The following is a 22,769-nucleotide window of genomic DNA, read 5'->3' as shown; positions in this document are numbered from 1 at the left end:
AAAATGTGGGCAGCGCTTTACTTGCCACAAGCCCGTTATGAGAAACCCACTCACAACGGGCTGATGTTCATTGCTTAGAGACCAGGGCAAACGAAAAGGAAATAAACAACCTTTCGCCCCAGTCTCTATTTCTTTGGAATGCGGATCGTGAATTGATAAAATTCCTCATGCTCTTCTTCATCTGTATCGACATGTAAGCCACTTTTCATCACCATGTCAACGGACTGTCTGATCGTATTCATCGCAATCCGCATATCCTTTGAGTAAGACTTTCTTTTTGGCTTCTTTTTTGGAACAGGTTCTCCTTCGAGCAGGAGTTTGACTCGCTCTTCCGTCTGCTTCACATTCAATTGCTTTTCTTTTATTTCATCCAAAAGCTTAGTTTGAAGCTGTTGATCCTTTAAGGCCAATAGCGCACGCGCATGCCGTTCTGATATATCCCTGTTCATGATAGCTGTTTGTACGATTTCCGGAAGGTGTAGCAATCTCAGCTTGTTGGCAACCGTTGATTGGCCTTTTCCTAATCGTTGGGCTAAGCTTTCCTGGGTCAATCCATGGATTTCAATTAATTTCGCGTAAGCGACCGCTTCTTCTATCGCCGTCAACCCTTCTCGCTGCAAATTCTCAATTAAAGCAATAGAGGCCGTCTGGGAATCATTAAATTCTTTTATAATGGCAGGGATCGTTTCCCATCCAAGTGACGTAACAGCTCGCCATCTTCTTTCCCCTGCAATGATTTCATACTTTCCGTCGCGTTCTCTGACCACAATTGGCTGAATGACACCATGGGTACGAATCGTCTGTGCCAACTCATCAATTCGTTCCTGGTCAAATACGGTCCGGGGCTGAAAACGATTGGGAACGATCTCTGTAATCTTGAGCTGCTTTACTTCTTCATTCCCACTCACTTCAACCTCTTCCTGCTTATCACTAAAGCCAAAAAGGCGGGAAAACGGTTGCTTCATCGCCTGACACCACCTTCTGATAGTAACCGTCTTTCTACATTCGACATTTGTTAATCATGTCCTGCTTTTCTCTCTAGTTCTTTTATATCGCTCACATGAGATACCGTCAAGTGAAATTTCCGTGAGGGTATGCCAAAAGTTTTTGTCCTCATGAAACAGCGCCTTAATGTTTCACGTGAAACATTGTTTATAAAGGCGTTTTATTTGGCGTTCCCGGCTTGCGCGGGTATTTCTTCGGTGTTGGTTTTTGCTTTTTAATATGAACAATATGCCGTTCGCTTTCTTCAATCGGCAGGCGGAAATGGTAGTCGCGAACGACTTCCCCTCCGAGCAATGATAATGCCTTGGAAGCATCAGACACCTCTTCTGCTCCTCCTGCCCCCTTCATCGCCAGAAAATCTCCATTTTTCTTTACTAACGGCAAGCAAAGCTCAGCCAGAACCGACATTCTAGCAACCGCCCGAGCGGTCGCTATATCATAGGTTTCGCGATGCTTCGGATTTTGACCGAATGTTTCCGCCCGATCATGATAAAAGGATACATTTGTCAGCTCCAATTGCGACGCCAGATGCTCTAAAAAATGGATGCGCTTCTTCAAGGAGTCGACGATGCTGACATGCAGCTCAGGGAAAAGAATCTTGAGCGGGATACTTGGAAATCCGGCACCAGCGCCGACATCAATTAAGCGCTGGCCCGGTTGAAAAGAATAATAGAAGGCGGCAGACAACGAATCATAAAAATGTTTCATATATACTTCATTCACTTCGGTGATCGCCGTCAAATTCATTTTCTCATTCCATTCGACAAGCAGTTGAAAATAGGAAAAAAACTGCTCTTCCTGTTTTGCTGACAGTTTTATTCCTTTTTCTTCTAATAAAGGTATAAATTGTTGTTTACTCATCCGTCCGCTCCATTTTATTGGATTTTTGCCAGTCTGCCTTGTTCTAAATAAACGAGTAAAATTGATATATCGGCCGGATTCACACCGGATACACGAGAAGCCTGACCAACCGACAATGGTCGAACCTCGCTCAGCTTCTGTTTCGCTTCAGATGCAAGGCCGTTAATTGCAAAGTAATCGAGATCCTCCGGAATTTTTTTGTTTTCCATCTTTTGCGCACGCTCTACTTGCTGAAGCTGCTTTTCAATATATCCTTCATACTTCACTTGAATTTCAACCTGCTCTGTAACATCGTCACTTAACGCTTCCGCCGGTGGTTCAATTACTTTAGCGACATCCTTGTAGCCGAGCTCAGGACGCTTTAAGAGCATCGTCGCGCGAACCGCTTCCTGCAACGGCGCTGACCCGGTTTCTTCAAGCAATTGAGCGAGCTCTGGCGATGGCTTGACGATAATGGCTTCAAGCCGCTTTTTCTCCGCTTCAATTTGCGCTTTCTTCGCCAAAAAGCGCTCATAGCGGTCATCTGGAATGAGTCCGATTTTGTGACCGAGCTCTGTCAGACGAAGATCAGCATTATCATGGCGTAAAAGCAGACGGTATTCAGCCCGTGATGTAAGCAGGCGGTACGGCTCATTTGTCCCTTTTGTAACAAGGTCATCAATAAGAACGCCGATATAGGCTTCAGAGCGGTCAAGAATAACGCCCTCTTCCCCCTTTGCCTTGCGGGCAGCGTTAATTCCCGCCATGATCCCTTGGCCGGCGGCCTCCTCGTAGCCGGAAGTCCCGTTAATTTGGCCGGCGGTGAACAAGCCCTCCACAGCCTTTGTTTCCAATGTTGGCCAGAGCTGGGTCGGCACAATCGCATCGTACTCAATTGCATAACCAGGGCGCATCATCCGCACTTCCTGCAGTCCTGGAATGCTTTTTAATATATTTAATTGTACGTCCTCCGGTAAGCTCGTCGACAGCCCCTGAACGTATACTTCAGACGTATTGCGTCCTTCAGGCTCCAAAAAGATTTGATGACGCGGCTTATCAGAAAAGCGGACAATCTTATCCTCAATCGATGGACAATAGCGTGGTCCCGTCCCTTCAATCACTCCGGAATACATCGGCGAACGATTTAAATTACCGGAAATGATCTGATGGGTCTCCTCGCTCGTATACGTTAACCAGCATGGAAGCTGATCGGTAATATACTTCGTCGTTTCATAGGAAAACGCCCGCGGCTCGTCATCGCCCGGTTGAATTTCCGTCTGGGAATAATCAATTGTGCTCCCGTTAACACGTGGGGGCGTACCGGTTTTAAAGCGAACCATGTCAAATCCCAGCTCTTGCAAATGATAAGAGAGCTGCACAGACGGCTGCATATTGTTCGGACCGCTTTCGTACGCCAGTTCTCCGAGGATTATTTTCCCGCGCAAGTATGTTCCGGTCGTAATGACAACGGACTTGGCATAATATTTCGCCCCGGTATTTGTTTCGACTCCTTGGCAGACGCCACCCTCGACGATCAGCCGCTCCACCATTCCTTGTCTGAGCAAAAGGTTTTCCTGCTCCTCAATCGTCTTCTTCATTTCATGCTGATACATAAATTTATCGGCCTGCGCCCGCAGCGCTCTTACCGCCGGTCCTTTTCCAGTATTGAGCATCCGCATTTGAATATGGGTTTTGTCAATGTTTCTGCCCATTTCACCGCCGAGCGCGTCAATTTCCCGGACCACGATCCCCTTTGCCGGCCCCCCGACAGAAGGGTTACACGGCATAAACGCCACGGCATCAAGATTCAATGTCAGCATCAGCGTATTCGCGCCCATTCTTGCCGAGGCGAGGCCCGCTTCAACTCCCGCATGACCGGCACCAATGACGATCACGTCAAAATGACCACCATCATAACTCATCATTAACTACCTCCTTATATGGTTTATTTCCCAAGACAAAATTGTGAAAAAAGCTGATCTATCAAGCTTTCCTGTACACTCTCACCAATGATTTCACCAAGCAGTTCCCATGTACGCGTAATATCAATTTGAACGATATCAATCGGCACATCGGCTTCTATTCCGTCCAGTGCATCTGTAATCGTCGCTTTCGCCTGCTCCAGCAAGGCAATATGCCTAGAATTGGAGACATAGGTCATATCGCCGCTCTCAATGCCTCCGCCAAAAAACAGCTCAGCAATCGCTTGTTCCAGTTGGTCCACCCCTTCATCATGAAGGAGGGAGGTGGTGACAAGCTTCTCTCTTTCAGCCAATTGCCGAACCTCTTCCAAATTTATTTTCTGCGGCAGGTCCGTTTTATTGACAATGACGATCACATTCATGCCGGCCACCGCTTCAAACAACGCCTTGTCCTCAGCCGAAAGCTCCTCGCCATAATTTAATACGAGCAGGATCAAATCAGCCTCCTTCAGCACCTGGCGCGAACGCTCCACGCCAATTCTTTCGACGATATCCTCGGTTTCCCGGATGCCGGCTGTATCGACAAGCCGCAGAGGCACCCCGCGGACATTGACATACTCTTCGATCACATCCCGTGTCGTTCCGGGAATGTCTGTGACGATCGCTTTGTTTTCATGCACTAGGCTATTCAATAAGGAAGATTTTCCGACATTCGGTCGTCCGATAATCACCGTCGAAAGCCCTTCACGCAATATTTTCCCTTGTGCTGCTGTGCGAAGCAGCTTGTCGATTTCCGTTTTGACGAACTCCGCCTTTTCACGTAAAAGCGCATGCGTCATCGTCTCTGCGTCATATTCGGGATAGTCAATATTCACCTCGACATGGGCGACCGTCTCCAACAAGGCCTGACGCAGCGTCTGCACCTTAGTGGAAAGCTTCCCTTCGACCTGTTTCAAGGCAACATTCATCGCCTGGTCGGTTTTGGCACGAATGAGGTCCATCACTCCCTCAGCTTGTGACAAATCAATTCTCCCGTTAAGGAACGCTCTCTTCGTAAATTCGCCGGGCTCCGCGAGGCGCGCGCCATTTTTCAGCGCGAGCTGGAGGACACGATTGACAGAAAGCAGACCACCGTGACAATTGATTTCAACGACATCCTCTCTCGTAAACGTCCGCGGCGCTCTCATCACCGAAACCATCGCTTCCTCAATCAGTTCCTCCGTAGTCCGGTCGATAATATGGCCGTACACAATCGAATGAGAAGCAACTTCAGCAAGGACCTCTTTCCCTTTATACATTTTATCAGCGATTGCAATCGCTTCCTCGCCACTTAAACGGACAATTCCGATTGCTCCTTCTCCTAACGCGGTCGAGATCGCTGCAATTGTATCGGATTGCATGCTCTCTCACCTCCTTATCGTTTCATCGTCCCACATACATTCTTATCTATTGTTCGGTTGCTTCGCTTCATTTCATACATAGAAGACCTTGCCCTGAACAGCAACGAGCAACCGGAAACATAACCTATCATCTAAAAGATTAGAATAGCACAGCATGAGTCGAATTACCATGAACAGGCCGCTGCACAGTCCGATAAAACGACTGCAGACCCTTGCAGCGGCTCCCCACATTGCTTAAGGGGTGTGCCAAAAGGGCTGATTCTCCTTTTGGCACACCCCCGAAACGGAGTCTGCATATTGCGCAGTACGCTGCTGTCTCCTTCTGAGACAGCCCGCTATCATTTAGTTACGATTGATGAGGCTGAATGACGACATGGCGTTTCAACCCTTTTCCTTCTGAAACTGTTTCGACTCCTTGTACCCGCTGCAGCGTTGTATGAATGATTTTCCGTTCCATGGCATTCATCGGCTCCAGCGCAACCCGCTCTTTTGTTGCTTTCACTTTATACGCAACGCGTTCGGCTAATTGCTCCAACGTTTGCTTGCGGCGCTCGCGGTAGTTTTCGGCATCCAGCTCAATCCGGGTATACGTTCCTTCCTGACGGTTCGCGACAAGGTTCGTCAAATACTCTAATGACTCAAGCGTCTGTCCGCGCTTGCCGATCAGGCGGCCAAGCTCTTCCTCGCTCGACAGGTTAAAGACAATATGCTCACCCATTTCGTTCTTCGTCAGGGTCGCATCCACCTTCATCAACGCAACTGTTTGTTCTAAAAACTGAAAAGCGACATCGACTGGATCAGGTAAAAGATGTGCTTCAATCATCGCAGGCTTTGAACCAAGAATACCGAAAAAACCTTTTTGAGGTTCCTGAACAACACGATAAGACAGCCTGTCTTTTGTTGTTTGTAATTCGTTGATCGCCTTCTCGACAGCTTCATCTATCGTTTTTCCTGAAACAATCACTTTTCTCACTTCTTTTTGCCTCCCGAACTGGCCTCAGCGACATTCGATTTGCCGACGTTCGGTCCAGTTATGAAATAGGTTTGAACTATCATGAAGATATTACCAACCACCCAGTATAAAGTAAGAGCTGTTGGGAAGAAGATAGCAAACGCACAAATCATAATCGGCATCATGTAGAGAAGAATTTTCATTTGCGGGTTATCCGGAACCATCATCATTTTCTGCTGGATAAATGTCGTGATACCAGCGACAACCGGCAAGATGAAATATGGATCTGGCTGATCAAGCGCAAACCAGAGGAAATGATGTCCGCCAATTTCTTCTGTTCTCATAATCGCATGGTAAAAAGCTAGCAGAATCGGCATTTGAATCAACAAAGGCAAACAGCCGGCCAACGGATTGACACCCTTTTCCTGGAACATCGCCATCATTTCCTGCTGAAGCTTCTGTTGCGTTTTCTGATCCTTCGCGCTGTACTTTTCACGCAGCTTGACCATTTCAGGCTGAATCGCCTGCATTGCCTTCGCACTCTTCGTCTGTTTAATCATTAACGGCAAGATTAACAGGCGAAGCAAAATTGTAACGACAACAATTGATAAACCAAAGTCATCATTAAATAAATCGGCAAAATAAATAATTACCCATGAAAGAGGGTAAACAAGATAAGAATCCCAAAAACCCTCACTATTTTCATTAATTGGTTGGTCAACATCAAAGCAGCCCGTCAGCACAACAAGCAGCCCAACCATCATCGCAACCAAGCCAAATTTTTTGAGCACGTGTTCTCCTCCTTGTTTCGCTTCTTTTCATCTATATGTCAACGCTTTAATCCCGTTCTCTTCTTGATCGCCCGGGCCTTTCTCAGCACATGCAGCATGCTTTGCTCAATTTCTTGTAAATTCATCTCTGCCGTCGGCTTTCTCGCAATCACCACATAATCTGCTCCTGCCTCAAGCTGCTCCCGCTTTGCCTGGAATACTTCCCGTACATAACGCTTAATCCGATTACGGGTAACTGCATTCCCTACACGTTTGCTGACCGACAAACCTAACCGGAAATAGGTTTGTCCCTCTTTTGGCAGGACATAAAGAACGAACTGTCGATTCGCAACGGAATGACCTTGCTTAAAAACTAGAGAAAAATCTTCATTCTTTTTAATCCGCTGCTTTTTTTTCAACCTCTTCACTCCTTACACTTGCCAGCGTCTTTCTCTTCCTCCCTCTCTTCCTAACCTTCTCCGGGATAAACATGAAGAAAAAGACCACTGACATTCAGTGGCCTATGCAGATAAAACTTTTCTTCCTTTACGACGACGACGCGCTAACACTTTACGGCCGTTTTTAGTGCTCATACGCGCACGGAAACCGTGGACTTTTTTACGCTTACGATTATTCGGTTGAAATGTTGGTTTTCCCATTTATTACACCTCCCTGAGGATACTATTCAAAAAGACATTCTTGTAAATTATAAGGAACATTAGGTGCAGTTGTCAAGAAACCTTTTTAACTTGTTTCTCTCCCTCTCTCTCATTTACCAATCTGTTAAATTCTTTCTAGCAATTTTTTCTTTTTCCCTCTTGTGGATAACCATTTCTCGACACAATCCGACTTCTCCACAAAAATACTGACAACTTGTTCACATATCTTGTGCTGTGGATATTATCTGGACACAAGATGCTGTGTTATGTGGATAAATGCAACAAAGCGTTGCCACTCAAGTGTTTTTTTGCTATGATTAAGTTGTTTTCACTCGTGGACAGCCATCCACGACCACAATCTTGTCCACAGTCTGTGGGTAACGTTGTGGACATCTTTTATATCTTGTGAGTTTTTTTCTCCACAGCCTGTTCAAAAAAAACTTCGCGACGTTTTTCTACTATATTATATCCTTTTCACATTATATGTGCATATGTATATTTATACGAACGCATCTCAAGATTGTACAAAGGTTGAACAGCTAAGCGCTTTGTATCGTTCATCGCCTTATACATACGGTAGATGCTTGTTTGGTATTGTATTGAAAAAAGGACAAGGAGGCGAAACTTTTGGAAAATATCCATGATTTATGGAACCAGGCTCTTGCTGAAATTGAAAAAAAGGTCAGCAAGCCTAGTTTTGAGACATGGTTAAAAGCGACGAAAGCGAATGACATCCAAAACGATGTCATTATTATTACGGCGCCGAATGAATTTGCCCGTGATTGGCTTGAAGATCATTATGCTGATTTAACCTCTGACACGATTGAACAGCTGACAGGAACCAGGCTCCAGCCTAAATTCGTCATTCCTCAAAATGAAATGGAGGAAAGCTTTCTGATTGAACCGCCGCCAAAAAAGCGGCCCGCGCAGGACAACGGCCAAACCAATCAAACGACGAAAACGATGCTAAACGATAAATATACGTTTGATACGTTCGTAATCGGTTCTGGAAACCGGTTTGCCCATGCCGCTTCACTCGCTGTCGCCGAGGCCCCGGCAAAGGCGTATAACCCTCTTTTCATTTATGGAGGGGTCGGACTTGGAAAGACGCACTTAATGCACGCGATCGGCCATTATGTGATGGATCATAATCCAAATGCGAAAGTTGTTTATTTGTCTTCGGAGAAATTTACGAATGAATTTATCAATGCTATCCGTGATAATAAAGCCGTCCATTTTCGGAACAAATACCGGAATGTAGACGTGCTTCTAATAGATGATATTCAATTCCTAGCAGGAAAAGAACAGACTCAGGAAGAGTTTTTCCATACATTCAATGCCCTTCATGAAGAATCAAAGCAAATCGTCATTTCGAGTGACAGACCGCCAAAGGAGATCCCGACACTTGAGGATCGGTTACGTTCCAGGTTCGAATGGGGCTTAATTACTGACATTACACCGCCGGATTTAGAAACGAGAATTGCGATTCTGCGCAAGAAGGCGAAAGCGGAGAACCTTGATATTCCTAATGAAGTGATGCTTTATATCGCCAATCAAATTGACACGAATATCCGCGAGCTGGAAGGAGCATTAATCCGGGTCGTCGCTTATTCCTCTCTTATTAATCAGGATATGAATGCTGACCTGGCCGCCGAAGCATTAAAGGATATCATACCGAATTCAAAGCCGAAGGTGCTGACGATCACCGACATTCAGAAATTTGTCGGCGAGCACTACCATGTGAAACTTGAGGATTTCAAAGCAAAAAAGCGTACAAAATCCGTCGCTTTTCCGAGACAAATTGCGATGTATTTATCAAGAGAACTAACAGATGCCTCCCTTCCTAAAATCGGAAGTGAATTTGGCGGCAGAGATCATACGACAGTGATTCACGCCCATGAGAAAATCTCCGCCTTGTTGGCAAGCGATCAGGAATTTCAGGATAAGATTCAGGATTTAATGGACCAGCTCCGGACTTCTTAGTTTTTTTATTTTGTGTGAATTGTGGATAATGTCTACTCGCCTATCAACATACTGCCCACATGTGGATAGGCTGCTTTTTTCGTTCTTTTTGGTAGTTTTCCACAAATCCACAGGCCCTATTACTAGTACTTCTACTTTTTATTAAAAATATTAATGAATTATAAGGAGTTTTTCAGAATGCAATTTACAATTACGCGTGATCGATTTGTTCAAGATGTCCAGCATGTAGCAAAAGCCGTTTCATCAAGAACGACAATTCCGATTTTGACTGGAATTAAAATTGTCGCAGCGGAGGATGGAATCACGTTAACTGGCAGTGACTCGGATGTTTCGATTGAAACGTTTATTCCGAAGGAGGATGCTGATTCGGAAATCGTGACCGTTCAACAGCCTGGAAGCATCGTGTTACAAGCCCGTTTTTTTGCGGAAATTGTCAAGAAATTACCCGGTGAGGATATTGAAATCAGCGTGACAGATCAATTTGCAACGACGATTCGGTCGGGGTCTTCCGTCTTTAATTTAAATGGTCTTGATCCTGAGGAATATCCACGTCTGCCACAGCTTGAGGAGGACCTCCTTTTCAAACTTCCTCAGGATATGCTGAAGAACATGATCAGACAAACCGTCTTTGCTGTGTCCACTCAGGAAACACGCCCGGTGTTGACAGGTGTAAACTTAGAGACGGAGGAAGGTGAATTGATCTGTACTGCAACAGACAGTCACCGGCTGGCAATCAGAAAGGCGAAAATCGAAAAAAACGATAATTCCCTTACATTTGAAAATGTTGTTATTCCTGGGAAGAGTCTGATTGAACTCAGCAAAATCATTGACGATTCCAATGATTTAATTGATGTCGTCGTGACGGAGAATCAAGTTTTATTCAAAATGGAGAACCTGCTCTTTTTCTCAAGGCTGCTGGAGGGGAAATATCCGGTCACGAAAAGTATGATACCGACCCAATCAAAAACGTCGCTTCACTTAAAGACGAAGTCGTTCCTACATACATTAGAGCGGGCTTTGCTGTTATCGAGAGAGGGCAAGAACAATGTGATCAACTTAAAGACGCTTGATGGTCAGGTTGAGATTACGTCGATTTCACCAGAGGTTGGTAAAGTGACGGAGCATATTGACGCGAAAATTGACGGAGAAGAGATGAGAATTTCATTTAACGGGAAAAATGTGATCGACGCACTAAAGGTCATTGACAGCGAGGACATTCATGTAATGTTCACCGGGGCGATGAGCCCGTTTGTCATTAAGCCGATTGATCATGATCATTATTTACATCTCTTTTCACCGGTAAGAACGTATTAAAGCTGCTGGGGAGAAATCCTTGATAGGAAAAGAGTTAGCTAACTCTCACAATAAGACTTGGCTAGTCAGCTTTGGTTTAGTACAATATAAAGTAAGATAAACGAAAATGACATGATTTTTTGAAGACAGCAAATCATACGGTGAATTGCTGTCTTCCCTTTGATACGCCAAGGAGTTCATGCAGAAAAGAGTGATGAAATGCACCAGATCGCCATTTCGACGGAGTACATAACGTTGGGACAATTTTTAAAAGAAGCAGGAATCATTGATACGGGTGGAATGGCAAAGTGGTATCTTGCTGAACATGTAGTATGGGTGAATGGGGAGGAAGAAAACCGGCGCGGGAAAAAACTCAGCCCCGGTGATACGGTGACACTCGCCGATGGAACAGAATTTGAAATTGTAGCGGAATAGGGGGACTCCCTTTGGATTTAAAGCAGCTTACGCTTCGGCAATTCCGCAATTATGACCAGGCAGCCTTATCATTTCAACAACCCGTAAATATTTTTCTTGGGGAAAACGCGCAAGGGAAAACAAATGTGCTGGAGGCAATTTATGTTCTTGCTCTGGCAAAATCCCACCGGACGACGAAGGACAAGGAGCTCATTCGCTGGGGAGAGGAGTTTGCGCGGATAGAAGGTCATTTCACAAGAAAGACGGGTCCTTTTGAATTGGAGCTGATCTTGTCGCTGAAAGGGAAGAAGGGCAAGGTCAATGGTCTTGAGCAGCGCAAATTAAGCGAGTATGTCGGGGCGGCGAATGTCGTCATGTTTGCGCCGGAGGACCTCGGGCTTGTCAAAGGAAGCCCGCAAGTCCGCAGAAGGTTTCTCGATATGGAAATTGGCCAGATCAGCCGCGTCTATTTGTATCATCTTGGTCTGTATCAGAAAGTCCTTGTTCAGCGCAATCATCTGCTGAAGGATCTTCAGGCGAGAAAAGGCTCAGGTGAGATGCTTGATATTTTGACGGATCAGCTTATCGCGCTGGCGGCAGAGGTGATCAGTCGCCGGCTCGCTTTTGTAAAACGGTTGCAGGAATGGGCCTTTCCGATTCATTACGATATCAGCCGGGGAAAAGAAAAGCTCAAAATCAGCTATGTCCCCCCGGGTGAGGTATCAGACGAGATGGATTTGTCGAACATAAAAGAAGAACTCTATCAAGTGTATAAGCAAAAGCGGGATAAGGAGATTCAGCGCGGCGTCACGCTCTTTGGTCCACAACGGGATGATCTCAGCTTTCAGGTGAACGGGCATGATATTCAAACATACGGCTCGCAGGGGCAGCAGCGGACTACGGCGCTTGCCCTTAAATTAGCCGAAATTGAATTGATTTACGCCGAAGTTGGCGAGTACCCGCTCCTGTTATTGGACGATGTCCTCTCAGAGCTTGATGATTATCGTCAGTCGCATCTTCTGCGCTCGATTCAGAATAAGGTCCAAACGTTTGTGACAACGACAAGTGTCGAAGGAATTGATGAACAAACGTTGAGGCAGGCGGCTGTATTTGAAGTGACAGAGGGCACGATTGAAAAAAGATGACTGAGGAGGCGTGGACTGATGTTTATTCATTTAGGTGGCGATGTGCTGATCCGTTCAAAAGATATTATTGCTATTTTAAATCGTGATGTCCAGGAGCATTCCTCGATCACAAAGACGTATTTGAAGGAAGAAGAAGCGCGTAAGACAAAGACGATCATTTCAGCAGATTATATTAAATCAATCGTCATTACGGACAACGACATCTATTATTCTCCGGTTTCTTCTTTGACGCTGAATCGGCGGGCGATGGGAAAAACGATGACAGATTTCGCCCTTGAGAAGGAAGCTGAATGAGAGAGAACCGGCGGCGGGCGATTTTTACAATAGATTTGATAGATAAATGAGAATGAAGGTGAACAAGGTGACGAATGAACAACATCCTGAACAACAATCCTATGATGAAAGTCAGATTCAGGTTTTAGAAGGACTTGAAGCGGTACGGAAACGACCGGGGATGTATATTGGCTCTACTAGCGCTCGCGGATTGCATCATTTGGTTTGGGAAATTGTAGATAATAGTATTGACGAGGCGATGGCCGGATATTGTGATACGATTCACGTCACAATCGAAGAAGATAACAGCATTACGGTTGAGGATAATGGACGCGGAATTCCTGTTGGAATTCAGGAAAAAATGGGCCGTCCGGCTGTTGAAGTTATTATGACCGTGCTGCACGCCGGCGGAAAGTTCGGCGGCGGCGGTTATAAGGTTTCGGGCGGGCTGCACGGGGTTGGAGCTTCTGTTGTAAATGCTCTGTCCACAGAGCTGGAAGTAAAGGTTCACCGCGATAGTCAGGTTCATTACCAAAAGTATCAATTAGGGGTGCCTGCCGCTGATTTGTCGGTTATTGGGGAAACAGATAAGACAGGCACGATCATTCATTTCAAGCCGGATCCGACGATTTTCACGGAAACGACGGAATATGATTTCGATACGCTCGCGACACGCTTGCGTGAGCTGGCTTTTCTTAATAAAGGATTAACGATCAAAATCACGGATAAACGTCAAGAGGAAAAGGAAGCTACCTATCACTATGAGGGCGGAATTGCTTCCTTCGTTCAGCATCTTAACCGGTCAAAGGAAGTGCTGCACGAAGAACCGATTCATATTGAAAGTGAAAAAGACGGCTTAGCTGTCGAGGTCGCTGTGCAATATAACGACAGCTACAGCAGCAATATTTATTCCTTTGCGAACAACATCAGCACCCATGAAGGCGGAACACATGAATCCGGCTTTAAAACAGGACTGACGCGGGTCATTAATGATTATGCCCGGAAAAATGGCCTTTTCAAGGAAAATGACCCGAATTTAACCGGGGAAGATGTGAGAGAAGGACTGACGGCGATTATTTCCGTGAAAATTCCTGATCCCCAGTTCGAGGGGCAGACTAAAACGAAATTAGGAAACAGTGAAGCCCGGACAATTACCGATTCCTTATTTTCTGAGCATTTTTCACGGTTTTTGAATGAACATCCGCAAGTCGCACGGAAGATTGTCGAAAAAGGGCTGATGGCCTCCAGAGCCCGGGAAGCGGCTAAAAAGGCGCGCGAATTAACAAGAAGAAAAAGCGCTCTGGAAGTCAGTTCGTTGCCAGGGAAGCTGGCCGACTGTTCGTCGCGTGATGCGTCGATCAGTGAGGTTTATATCGTCGAGGGGGATTCGGCTGGCGGCTCAGCGAAACAAGGGCGTGATCGGCATTTCCAGGCGATTCTTCCACTTCGGGGAAAGATTTTGAACGTCGAAAAGGCGAGATTGGATAAAATTCTGGCCAACAATGAAATCCGGGCGATTATTACCGCGCTCGGCACCGGCATTTCCGATGATTTTGATATTGAAAAAGCCCGTTACCATAAAGTGATCATTATGACGGATGCCGATGTTGACGGAGCGCATATCCGGACCTTGATCCTGACATTCTTCTACCGCTACATGCGGCCGTTGATTGAAAAGGGCTATATCTATATTGCTCAGCCCCCGCTTTTTAAACTAACCGTGGGCCGGGATGTCAGCTATTTATACAGTGAGAAAGAGCTGGAGGAAGCCTTGAAGGAAGTTGAGGACCGCAGCAAGGTCGGCATTCAGCGCTATAAAGGTCTTGGTGAGATGAACCCGACTCAGCTTTGGGAGACGACGATGGATCCCGAGCATCGGACCGTGCTTCAAGTCACGTTAGAGGATGCGATGAAGGCGGATGAAATTTTTGAGATTTTGATGGGAGATCGAGTAGAGCCGCGCCGTGATTTCATTCAGGAAAATGCGCAGTATGTCAAGAATCTCGATGTCTAGGCGTTAAGATGGAGGTTAATACAAATGGCTGAGCAAAATCAATCGAAAGTAAAACCGATAAATATAAGTCAGGAAATGAAAGAGTCCTTTATGGACTACGCGATGAGCGTCATCGTCAGTCGCGCCCTTCCTGATGTACGAGACGGCCTGAAGCCGGTACATCGCCGGATTTTGTTTGCGATGAATGAATTAGGCATGACGCCAGATAAAGCTTATAAAAAGTCAGCCCGTATTGTCGGTGAGGTTATCGGGAAGTATCACCCACACGGTGATTCCGCTGTTTATGAGACGATGGTTAGAATGGCGCAGGATTTCAGCTTCCGTTACATGCTGATTGACGGACATGGAAATTTCGGTTCTGTCGATGGCGATGCAGCGGCTGCGATGCGGTATACCGAAGCGAAGATGTCGAAGATTTCGATGGAACTAGTGCGCGATATTAACAAAGATACGATTGATTATACGGATAACTACGATGGCTCAGAAAGAGAGCCGGTCGTACTTCCGGCGCGCTTTCCGAACCTGCTCGTGAACGGGGCGTCAGGGATTGCCGTTGGAATGGCGACCAATATCCCGCCGCATCAGCTGGGCGAAGTGGTTGATGGTGTGCTCGCTTTATCGCATAACCCTGAGATGACGGTCGAAGAGTTGATGGAGCATATTCCAGGACCTGACTTTCCGACTGGCGCAGAAATCCTTGGCCGTTCCGGGATCCGCCGCGCTTACCAAACAGGGAGAGGCTCAATTACGCTGCGGGCGAAAACAGTGATCGAGGAGAATAATGGCAAAAGCCGAATCCTTGTTCACGAATTGCCGTATCAAGTAAACAAGGCAAAGCTGATCGAAAAAATCGCCGAGCTAGTCCGTGATAAGAAGATTGATGGAATTACGGATCTTCGTGATGAGTCCGACCGGACCGGAATGAGAATCGTGATTGAGCTGCGCCGTGACGCCAATGCAAATGTGCTGCTCAACAATCTTTATAAGCAAACCGCCTTGCAATCAAGCTTTGGAATTAATCTGTTGGCGCTAGTTAAAGGGCACCCGCAAGTGCTGAACCTCAAGCAATGCCTCGAGTATTACCTGGAGCATCAGATCGAGGTCATCCGCCGGCGTACGGCGTTTGAGCTGCGCAAGGCGGAAGCGCGGGCCCACATTCTAGAGGGCTTGAGAATTGCGTTAGATCATCTTGATGAAGTGATCAGCCTGATCCGTTCTTCAGAAACGACGGAAATTGCCCGCAATGGCTTAATGGAGCGTTTTTCATTAAGCTATGAGCAGGCCCAGGCGATTCTTGATATGCGTCTTCAGCGCCTAACGGGTCTGGAGCGTGACAAGATTGAAAACGAGTATAAAGAGCTAATGGAAAGAATCGCCGAGTTGAAAGCGATTCTTGCTGATGAGGAGAAGGTACTTGAGATCATTAGAGAAGAGCTTACGGCGATTAAAGAGAAGTTCAATGACGAGCGCCGTACGGTGATTTCGATGAGTGAGGATCATTTAGAAGATGAAGATTTGATTCCGCGGCAGAACATCGTCGTGACGATTACCCATCACGGCTATATTAAACGGATGCCGGTTTCCACCTATCGAAGTCAAAAGCGGGGCGGAAAAGGGATTCAGGGAATGGGGACAAATGATAATGATTTTGTTCAGCATCTCTTCACCACAAACTCCCATCATACGATTCTCTTTTTTACAAACAAAGGGAAGGTCTATCGTCTGAAAGGGTACGAAGTCCCTGACTTAGGCCGGACGGCGAAAGGGATCCCGATTATTAATCTTCTGCAAATTGAACCGGGCGAATATATTAGTACGGTGATTCCGATCGAGGAGTTCAGGGAAGACGCCTATCTGTTCTTCCTGACAAATCAAGGGGTCGCCAAGCGGACGGAACTATCTTCTTTTGCCAATATTCGTCGCGGTGGGTTATTTGCGATCAGCCTGCGCGATGAGGACGAGCTTCATGGTGTCCGTCTAACTGACGGGAACCAGGAAATTATTATCGGTACACGGCAGGGAATGTCGATTCGCTTTCATGAGCAGGACGTCCGCTTAATGGGACGAACGGCGGCCGGAGTGCGCGGGATTACACTCGGTGACGATGACTGCGTCGTTGGAATGGACATGGTCGTTGAAGGACAAGATGTGTTAATCGTAACGAAAAAAGGTTACGGGAAACGGACGCCGATTGAGGAATATCGGATTCAAAACCGTGGCGGTAAAGGGATCAAAACATGTAACATCACCGAAAAAAATGGTCCGCTCGTTTCGTTAAAAGTCGTTTCGGCAGATCATGACATTATGATTATTACCGCCAGCGGCGTGATTATCCGTACGCAGGTCGAAGGAATCTCGACGACCGGACGAAATACGCAGGGTGTGATGTTAATTCGCGTCGATGAAGGCGAGGAAGTGGCGACAGTCGCCCGTGTTGATATTGAAGACGAAGAGGATGCAGAGTTTGCAGAGGAAAATGAAGAAGTGAATGCAGAAGCAGAAGAAACAGAAGAAACAGAAGAAACGAATGAAGAAGAAAGCAACGAATAATGTTCCACATTTTAAGAGCTATACGGACAGGCTGTTTAATGCCAGGACGTATAGCTCTTTTTGTAATGTGCCGATATAATAGATAGAGGATAAGGTCGAAATAAGAGGAGATGAGCGGGATGGAAGTGAAAGTAGCACAGCTTCAAGCAGGGTGCGTGACGTCAAAGGATGTGCCGGGCTTAACAGAAGTTCCATTAGTGAAGCGGAATACGGTTTTAGATGAGGTGCATCTTGATTTTTTAAAAGCATTTCTCGTGGAAACTGTTGAGGTAAGGCCGCGCCTCGCCAATGGAAAGACGTTTATTCCAGGTGAGGTGAAAGAGGAGCCGCAGGCTGAAGAGGAAAAGGCAACATCGTCACGCGATACGACTTTAGTCGAGGATTATCTCGCGACCGTTAAAATGTACAAAAAGCTTTGCGGGTCCTGGAAAGAAGGAGCAGCAGTTGATATGGCTGCGGTCCGCTCGACCTTTCTAACGCTGTTTGAAAAAACCCATCATTCACCTGATTATTTGCTCCATCTCCATGACTTGAATGATAAAACCGATTATATGTACCATCATTCCGTGTATGTCGGAATGCTCTCAGCTTTCCTGGCAAAAAAATTACGACTGACAGATGAACGTGCTAACCAGGTCGGTCTGTGCGGGGCAATGGCCGATGCAGGAATGGTAAAGCTGCCTTCATCAATTTTAAGGAAAACAGGTTCTTTAACGGAAGAAGAGTATGAAAAGGTGAAGAAGCACCCGATTCACAGCTATAAGATGCTAAAGGACGTTCCCGGTGTAAGTGATTCGATGTTAGTCGGGGTTCTGCAGCATCATGAGCGATATGATGGCAGTGGCTATCCTTTGGGAGTGACTGCGGAAAAAATTCATTTGTTCAGTCAAATTGTGGCGGTCGCCGATGTTTACCATGCGATGATTTCCGAGCGCCATCACCGCCCGAAACGTTCGCCTTTTCAAGTACTGGAAGAGATTGAGAAGGAACGGTTTGGCAAGCTTGAAACAAAAGTCGTGGAAGCCCTCGTCCAGAGTTTTGTTCAAAGTGCCATTGGCAGCCGGGTCTGTTTATCAACAGGAGAAGAGGCGGAAGTGATCTTTTTTGACCAGCAGGCGCCAACGAGGCCGATGGTGAAATTGCTCAGGGATGGTACCATTATTCAGCTCGTACAGGAGCCTAAACTTCATATTGTTGAAATATTAAAAAAACAGTAGCGTTTCCTTTCGAAAGAAGACAATGACGGTGCTCACCGGTTGCCTTTTCGAATGCTTTTATCAAGATGTACTGGTCCGCACATTGCTTAGGTTTTATCCCGGGGTAAGGCCGGGCCCAACAGTTTTTAGGATGGTGAAAAAGATGCATATGAAAGATGCTCTCATTTCCACTAAACTCTTTATTCCATTCCGTTCACCTAAAGCAGTCCCTCGTATCCGCTTAATGAACCGCTTAAACGAGGGGCTGCATCGAAAACTGACATTGATCTCTGCCTCGGCCGGGTTTGGGAAAACAACGGTGGTCAGTGAATGGCTCGCCCAATGTGAGCGACCTGCCGCCTGGCTGTCATTAGATAAAGAAGACAATGATCCGAAGCGCTTTATCACTTACTTGATCGCCGCTTTGCAAACGATCCAGGAAAAGACAGGCGAACAGTTGGTGAAGCTGCTTCAAATGCCTCAATCACCGTCGATTGAATTCATTTTGCCCTCCTTGCTTCATGAGATTGAGGCAATCGAGTGTTCGTTCATCCTCGTACTTGATGATTACCACCTTATTGCTGATCGTTCCGTTACCAATGTTCTTCTCTTTTTGCTTACCCATCTCCCGTCTACTATGCACCTTGTCGTTATCACTCGTGAGGACCCACAGTTCCCTCTTGCCCGGCTGAGAGCGTATGATCAATTGACCGAGCTGCGAGGAGCTGATTTGTGCTTCAATGAAAACGAGTCGGTTCAGTATTTTGATGATGTAATGAGTCTCGACCTCTCACTTGAAGAGGTGGCCTTGCTCAAGTCGCGTACGGAAGGTTGGATTGCCGGACTGCAATTAGCTGCAATCTCATTACGCGAGACGGAAGATAAATCTCATTTGATTGACTCGTTTAGCGGCACCCACCATTTTATTTTCGATTATTTGGCAGATGAGGTTTGGCGGCATCTGCCCGTAAGCATGCAAACCTTTCTTCTCCGAACATCAATCCTCGAACGATTTTGTGCTTCACTTTGTGATGCCGTTCTTGGTGAACAGGCACTCTCTCCAGACGGCCAGGGCAGCGAGGAGATGCTCCAGCAACTGGTCCGGCTCAATCTGTTTATTTTTCCGTTGGATCAGGAAAACCACTGGTTCCGCTATCACCATCTTTTCGCTGATACTTTACGGAAGAAATTCGCCGCTGTCGAAGGAGCGGAAGCAGAGCGGGCTGTTCTTCACAGTAGAGCGAGCCTCTGGTTTGAACAGCATGGTCTGGAGATAGAGGCCTTTTCGCATGCCGCCGCTGCAAGTGATATCGAGCGGGCCGGCTGGCTGATGGAGGGGGGCGGAATGCCGCTGCACTTTCGCGGTGCAGTGAGACCGGTTTTAAACTGGCTGGAATCTTTACCTGCTGCGGTCCTGGCTGAGCGACCGGCATTTATCGTCGCGCATGCTTCGGCTTTACTTTTTATTAGCAAATTAACCGGAATAGAACAAAAGCTGCAAATGGCGGAAGCAGCTTTGCTGGACGCTGAGCAGAATGGTGACAATCAGAATGTACGCGGCCATATTGCCGTAATTAGAGCGACTGTCGCTGTCAGTCTCCATCAGCCTGAAACGATTATCCTCCAATCAGAACGGGCGCTGCGCTATTTGCTGCCGGATAACGTGCCTGTCCGGACTGCTGCTACCTGGACGCTTGGTTACGCTTATCAGCTTCAAGGGAAGCGTTTGGCTGCCGGCCGGGCATATACGGAGGCGATTTCCGCCAGCAAAGCGATCGGGCACTCGATGATTACGCTGATGGCAACAATCGGACTTGGCAATGTTCAGGAAAGTGAAATGCTGCTCGAATCGGCGGCGAGGACCTATCAGAATGCACTGCATCTGGCCGGTCATCCGCCGTTGCCTGTGGCATGTGAGGCCTATCTTGGGTTAGCGCGAATCTTCTATGAATGGAATGATTTGAACACCTCCTTACAGCATGTCAAACAAGGGGCGCATTTAGCAGGCCAACTGGGAAGCTCAGACAGGGCTGCGGCCTGTGAGTTGTTTTTGATTCGGCTTCGACTGACAGAAGGAGATACAGCAGGTGCCTTAGCCCGGTTAGCTGAGCTTGAGCAAATTGCCCGACAGAAGCAGTACGACAAGCTTCAGCCTGATATTGCTGATTTACGCGGGCGCATCCTGCTGCAGCGCGGGGAGCTGCAAGCCGCTCTTCAATTAGCCAGTTCCATCGATTGCGCGCTTCTTCAGGCCCGGGTGTACCTCGCGGCAGGAGATGTTCCTATGGCGCTGAAGACGTTAACGGGCTGGGACAGATATGTGGAAGAAAAAGAATGGCTCGATGAACAGCTTAAAGTAGAGATCCTTCAATCACTTATTCACCACGCACGCGACGAACAGAAGCAGGCGCTGCAAAAGTTGAAAAACGCTTTGCAGATCGCCGAGCCGCATGGCTTTATCCGTCTTTTTCTAGATGAAGGTGGGCCGATGGTTAATTTGTTAGCGGAAGCGGCGACCCGAGGTCTGCTGACGTCTTATGGCCATAGATTGCTTTTGCTTGGTCGTGCAGAGCGGCGTGCTTTCAAGGACGTAGGCGCAAAAGCTGTACCATTGCTTGCCCCTTTGACTGCACGTGAATTGGAAGTGTTGCGGCTGATCGCGAAGGGACTGTCCAATCGTGAAATTTGCGACAGGTTATTTCTTGCGTTGAGCACGGTAAAAGGCTATAACCGTACTATTTTTGATAAGCTGCACGTTCATAGACGGACAGAAGCGGTTGCCCGCGCCCGCGATTTAGGATTGATTTAAAAACCATACTTTAGTAGCTGCACAACCTCGAGTTAAAACCTTACGTTATAGATAAAAGGGAGAGGTGTGATCAAGTGAGAGCAATCGTTTGTGAAAGCTATGGACCGCCGGACGTTCTCCGGCTTGAGAAAGTGGCAAAGCCTGTGCCAAAAAGACAGGAGGTAGTAGTCAAAGTATTGGCCACCGCCGTAAATTCCGCAGATTGGCGTCTGCGAAAGGGAGATCCGTTTCCTGTTAGGCTTTTCTTTGGGCTGACGAAACCGAAAAGGCCGATCTTAGGCGGGGTATTTGCCGGAGTAGTTGAGGAGACCGGTCAGGATGTCAGTTGCTTTAGACCCGGAGATGCCGTTTTTGGAGCAACAGGAATGACATTTGGGGCCTATGCTGACTATATCAGCTTGCCGGAAAAAGCTGTCTTGGCATTAAAACCGTCTACCATCACTTTTGAGGAGGCAGCATCTGTTCCTTTCGGTGGACTAACCGCCCTGCATTTTTTGAAAAAGGCGAATATAGAAGGCGGGCAGCGGGTGCTCATTTACGGTGCCTCCGGAGCAGTCGGGACAGCTGCGATCCAGCTCGCCAAAACTTACGGGGCGCTTGTTACGGGGGTTTGCAGTACAGCAAATGTCGCTTTAGTCAGATCATTAGGTGCAGATGACGTGATCGATTACACTAAGGAAGACTTCACCGCGAGTGAGGAACAGTATGATATGATCTTTGATACAGTGGGGAAAATATCCGTCCTCTCCAGCCAGAAACGGCTAACGAAAAACGGACGCTTGATCCTGGGGGCCGGCGGCTTTTCGCAAATATGGCAAAGTTTCGCTGTTTCAATCGCAAGTCGTACGAAAGTGATTTCCGGAGTTTCTGCTGAGAGATCGGATCAACTCGTCATATTAAAGGAGTTGCTTGAGGCCGGAGCTATCAGACCGGTTATTGACCGCTGCTATCCTTTAGAAAAAATCGCGGAGGCACATCGTTATGTAGAAAAAGGACATAAAAAAGGAAATGTAGTGATTACGATGACAGATGCGGACGAAAACTTATGAGCGTGTCACTATTAAACAAAGAGTGGGCAAAGCAGAGGAAATATGTCCTAGGAGATAAATAAACTTTTTCAAAAAAAACTGTTGCATTAATCTTTTTAGATATGTTATATTATTTCTTGTCGCCAATGACGAATGAAACTTAATTAAAAAAAGTATTGACGAGTGAGTCAGTATTTGATATGATAATTAAGTCGCCATAAACGACAACGAGTTCTTTGAAAACTGAACAAAAGCCAAGCGAAAAAAGGTGACGAATGTCACCGTCAAAAAAGCCAGCGGAGCCTGCACAAGGTTTTGGAAGCAAGAAACGAAGTGGTTTTCTTCGGCTATTGCTGAGTGCAGAGTGGAGCGGCTATCAATTTAAAACGTAAGAGCTTAATCAGCTCACCATTTTCATGGAGAGTTTGATCCTGGCTCAGGACGAACGCTGGCGGCGTGCCTAATACATGCAAGTCGAGCGGGTGAACCTGACAGATTCCTTCGGGATGACGTCAG

General features: G+C 46.8%; 18 protein-coding genes and 1 rRNA gene. 11 read left to right on the top strand and 8 right to left on the bottom strand.

All coding sequences use genetic code 11. The features are described from left to right. Positions 1–125: 125 nt before the first annotated feature. From noc to rpmH, 8 genes are all read right to left on the bottom strand, one after another. The gene (noc, locus tag M3212_RS18785; protein ID WP_251195495.1) at positions 126–965 is read right to left on the bottom strand and encodes a nucleoid occlusion protein; all 840 of its coding nucleotides are present in this window, start codon (positions 963–965) and stop codon (positions 126–128) included. 187 nt (positions 966–1,152) lie between these two features. Next, the gene (gene rsmG, locus M3212_RS18780) at positions 1,153–1,866 is read right to left on the bottom strand and encodes a 16S rRNA (guanine(527)-N(7))-methyltransferase RsmG (protein WP_251195494.1); all 714 of its coding nucleotides are present in this window, start codon (positions 1,864–1,866) and stop codon (positions 1,153–1,155) included. Positions 1,867–1,880: 14 nt separating this feature from the next. Then, the gene (mnmG, locus tag M3212_RS18775) at positions 1,881–3,767 is read right to left on the bottom strand and encodes a tRNA uridine-5-carboxymethylaminomethyl(34) synthesis enzyme MnmG (RefSeq protein ID WP_251195493.1); all 1,887 of its coding nucleotides are present in this window, start codon (positions 3,765–3,767) and stop codon (positions 1,881–1,883) included. 23 nt (positions 3,768–3,790) lie between these two features. After that, positions 3,791–5,167 (bottom strand): tRNA uridine-5-carboxymethylaminomethyl(34) synthesis GTPase MnmE, encoded by a 1,377-nt coding sequence (mnmE, locus tag M3212_RS18770; protein WP_251195492.1) that lies wholly within the window; start codon positions 5,165–5,167, stop codon positions 3,791–3,793. Positions 5,168–5,513: 346 nt separating this feature from the next. Continuing rightward, positions 5,514–6,140, bottom strand: a complete 627-nt coding sequence (gene jag / locus M3212_RS18765) for an RNA-binding cell elongation regulator Jag/EloR (RefSeq protein ID WP_251195491.1) — start codon at positions 6,138–6,140, stop codon at positions 5,514–5,516. Beyond that, a complete protein-coding gene (gene spoIIIJ, locus M3212_RS18760) occupies positions 6,137–6,910 on the bottom strand; it encodes a YidC family membrane integrase SpoIIIJ (RefSeq protein ID WP_251195490.1) in 774 nt (257 codons plus the stop codon). The genes jag and spoIIIJ overlap by 4 nt, the downstream gene beginning before the upstream one ends. Before the next feature lie 38 nt (positions 6,911–6,948). Further along, complete coding sequence (gene rnpA / locus M3212_RS18755; RefSeq protein ID WP_251195489.1) at positions 6,949–7,308, bottom strand: ribonuclease P protein component; 360 nt, start codon at positions 7,306–7,308, stop codon at positions 6,949–6,951. 102 nt (positions 7,309–7,410) lie between these two features. Continuing rightward, a complete protein-coding gene (gene rpmH, locus M3212_RS18750) occupies positions 7,411–7,548 on the bottom strand; it encodes a 50S ribosomal protein L34 (protein WP_003323480.1) in 138 nt (45 codons plus the stop codon). Between the two features lie 627 nt (positions 7,549–8,175). Between rpmH and dnaA the strand changes: the two genes are divergently transcribed. From dnaA to M3212_RS18695, 11 genes are all read left to right on the top strand, one after another. Continuing rightward, a complete protein-coding gene (gene dnaA, locus M3212_RS18745) occupies positions 8,176–9,531 on the top strand; it encodes a chromosomal replication initiator protein DnaA (RefSeq protein WP_251195488.1) in 1,356 nt (451 codons plus the stop codon). A gap of 177 nt (positions 9,532–9,708) precedes the next feature. After that, positions 9,709–10,845, top strand: a complete 1,137-nt coding sequence (dnaN, locus tag M3212_RS18740; protein WP_251195487.1) for a DNA polymerase III subunit beta — start codon at positions 9,709–9,711, stop codon at positions 10,843–10,845. 198 nt (positions 10,846–11,043) lie between these two features. Then, positions 11,044–11,259: a S4 domain-containing protein YaaA gene (yaaA, locus tag M3212_RS18735; protein WP_251195486.1), complete on the top strand. Its 216-nt coding sequence runs from the start codon at positions 11,044–11,046 to the stop codon at positions 11,257–11,259. Positions 11,260–11,270: 11 nt separating this feature from the next. Further along, entirely contained in the window at positions 11,271–12,383 is a 1,113-nt protein-coding gene (gene recF, locus M3212_RS18730) for a DNA replication/repair protein RecF (protein ID WP_251195485.1), read from the top strand. 18 nt (positions 12,384–12,401) lie between these two features. Continuing rightward, positions 12,402–12,677: an extracellular matrix regulator RemB gene (gene remB / locus M3212_RS18725; protein WP_251195484.1), complete on the top strand. Its 276-nt coding sequence runs from the start codon at positions 12,402–12,404 to the stop codon at positions 12,675–12,677. A gap of 52 nt (positions 12,678–12,729) precedes the next feature. Next, complete coding sequence (gene gyrB / locus M3212_RS18720; protein ID WP_251195483.1) at positions 12,730–14,670, top strand: DNA topoisomerase (ATP-hydrolyzing) subunit B; 1,941 nt, start codon at positions 12,730–12,732, stop codon at positions 14,668–14,670. Between the two features lie 24 nt (positions 14,671–14,694). Next, positions 14,695–17,220, top strand: coding sequence for a DNA gyrase subunit A (gene gyrA / locus M3212_RS18715; RefSeq protein WP_251195482.1), 2,526 nt, complete (start codon positions 14,695–14,697; stop codon positions 17,218–17,220). A 119-nt stretch (positions 17,221–17,339) separates the two neighbouring features. Then, positions 17,340–18,437, top strand: coding sequence for an HD-GYP domain-containing protein (locus tag M3212_RS18710; RefSeq protein ID WP_251195481.1), 1,098 nt, complete (start codon positions 17,340–17,342; stop codon positions 18,435–18,437). 142 nt (positions 18,438–18,579) lie between these two features. Then, a complete protein-coding gene (locus M3212_RS18705; RefSeq protein WP_349774209.1) occupies positions 18,580–21,225 on the top strand; it encodes a LuxR C-terminal-related transcriptional regulator in 2,646 nt (881 codons plus the stop codon). Positions 21,226–21,299: 74 nt separating this feature from the next. Further along, on the top strand, positions 21,300–22,274 hold the full coding sequence (locus M3212_RS18700; protein ID WP_251195480.1) for an NAD(P)-dependent alcohol dehydrogenase: 975 nt from the start codon (positions 21,300–21,302) through the stop codon (positions 22,272–22,274). 392 nt (positions 22,275–22,666) lie between these two features. Further along, positions 22,667–22,769: ribosomal RNA gene (locus M3212_RS18695) — 16S ribosomal RNA — on the top strand; the annotation flags it as partial.

The organism is Halalkalibacter oceani, from assembly GCF_023715705.1.
Classification (GTDB): domain Bacteria; phylum Bacillota; class Bacilli; order Bacillales; family Bacillaceae_D; genus Halalkalibacter; species Halalkalibacter oceani_A.
The sequence above is the reverse complement of the archived record's forward strand: the minus strand, read 5'-3'. Positions and strand labels throughout refer to the sequence as shown.

Bases quoted from the DNA above. Each gene is read 5' to 3' on its own strand.
- noc (WP_251195495.1), bottom strand. From the start codon at position 965: ATGAAGCAACCGTTTTCCCGCCTTTTTGGCTTTAGTGATAAGCAGGAA.
- rsmG (WP_251195494.1), bottom strand. From the start codon at position 1,866: ATGAGTAAACAACAATTTATACCTTTATTAGAAGAAAAAGGAATAAAA.
- mnmG (WP_251195493.1), bottom strand. From the start codon at position 3,767: ATGAGTTATGATGGTGGTCATTTTGACGTGATCGTCATTGGTGCCGGT.
- mnmE (WP_251195492.1), bottom strand. From the start codon at position 5,167: ATGCAATCCGATACAATTGCAGCGATCTCGACCGCGTTAGGAGAAGGA.
- rpmH (WP_003323480.1), bottom strand. From the start codon at position 7,548: ATGGGAAAACCAACATTTCAACCGAATAATCGTAAGCGTAAAAAAGTC.
- dnaN (WP_251195487.1), top strand. From the start codon at position 9,709: ATGCAATTTACAATTACGCGTGATCGATTTGTTCAAGATGTCCAGCAT.
- yaaA (WP_251195486.1), top strand. From the start codon at position 11,044: ATGCACCAGATCGCCATTTCGACGGAGTACATAACGTTGGGACAATTT.
- remB (WP_251195484.1), top strand. From the start codon at position 12,402: ATGTTTATTCATTTAGGTGGCGATGTGCTGATCCGTTCAAAAGATATT.
- gyrB (WP_251195483.1), top strand. From the start codon at position 12,730: ATGAAGGTGAACAAGGTGACGAATGAACAACATCCTGAACAACAATCC.
- gyrA (WP_251195482.1), top strand. From the start codon at position 14,695: ATGGCTGAGCAAAATCAATCGAAAGTAAAACCGATAAATATAAGTCAG.
- M3212_RS18710 (WP_251195481.1), top strand. From the start codon at position 17,340: ATGGAAGTGAAAGTAGCACAGCTTCAAGCAGGGTGCGTGACGTCAAAG.
- M3212_RS18705 (WP_349774209.1), top strand. From the start codon at position 18,580: ATGCATATGAAAGATGCTCTCATTTCCACTAAACTCTTTATTCCATTC.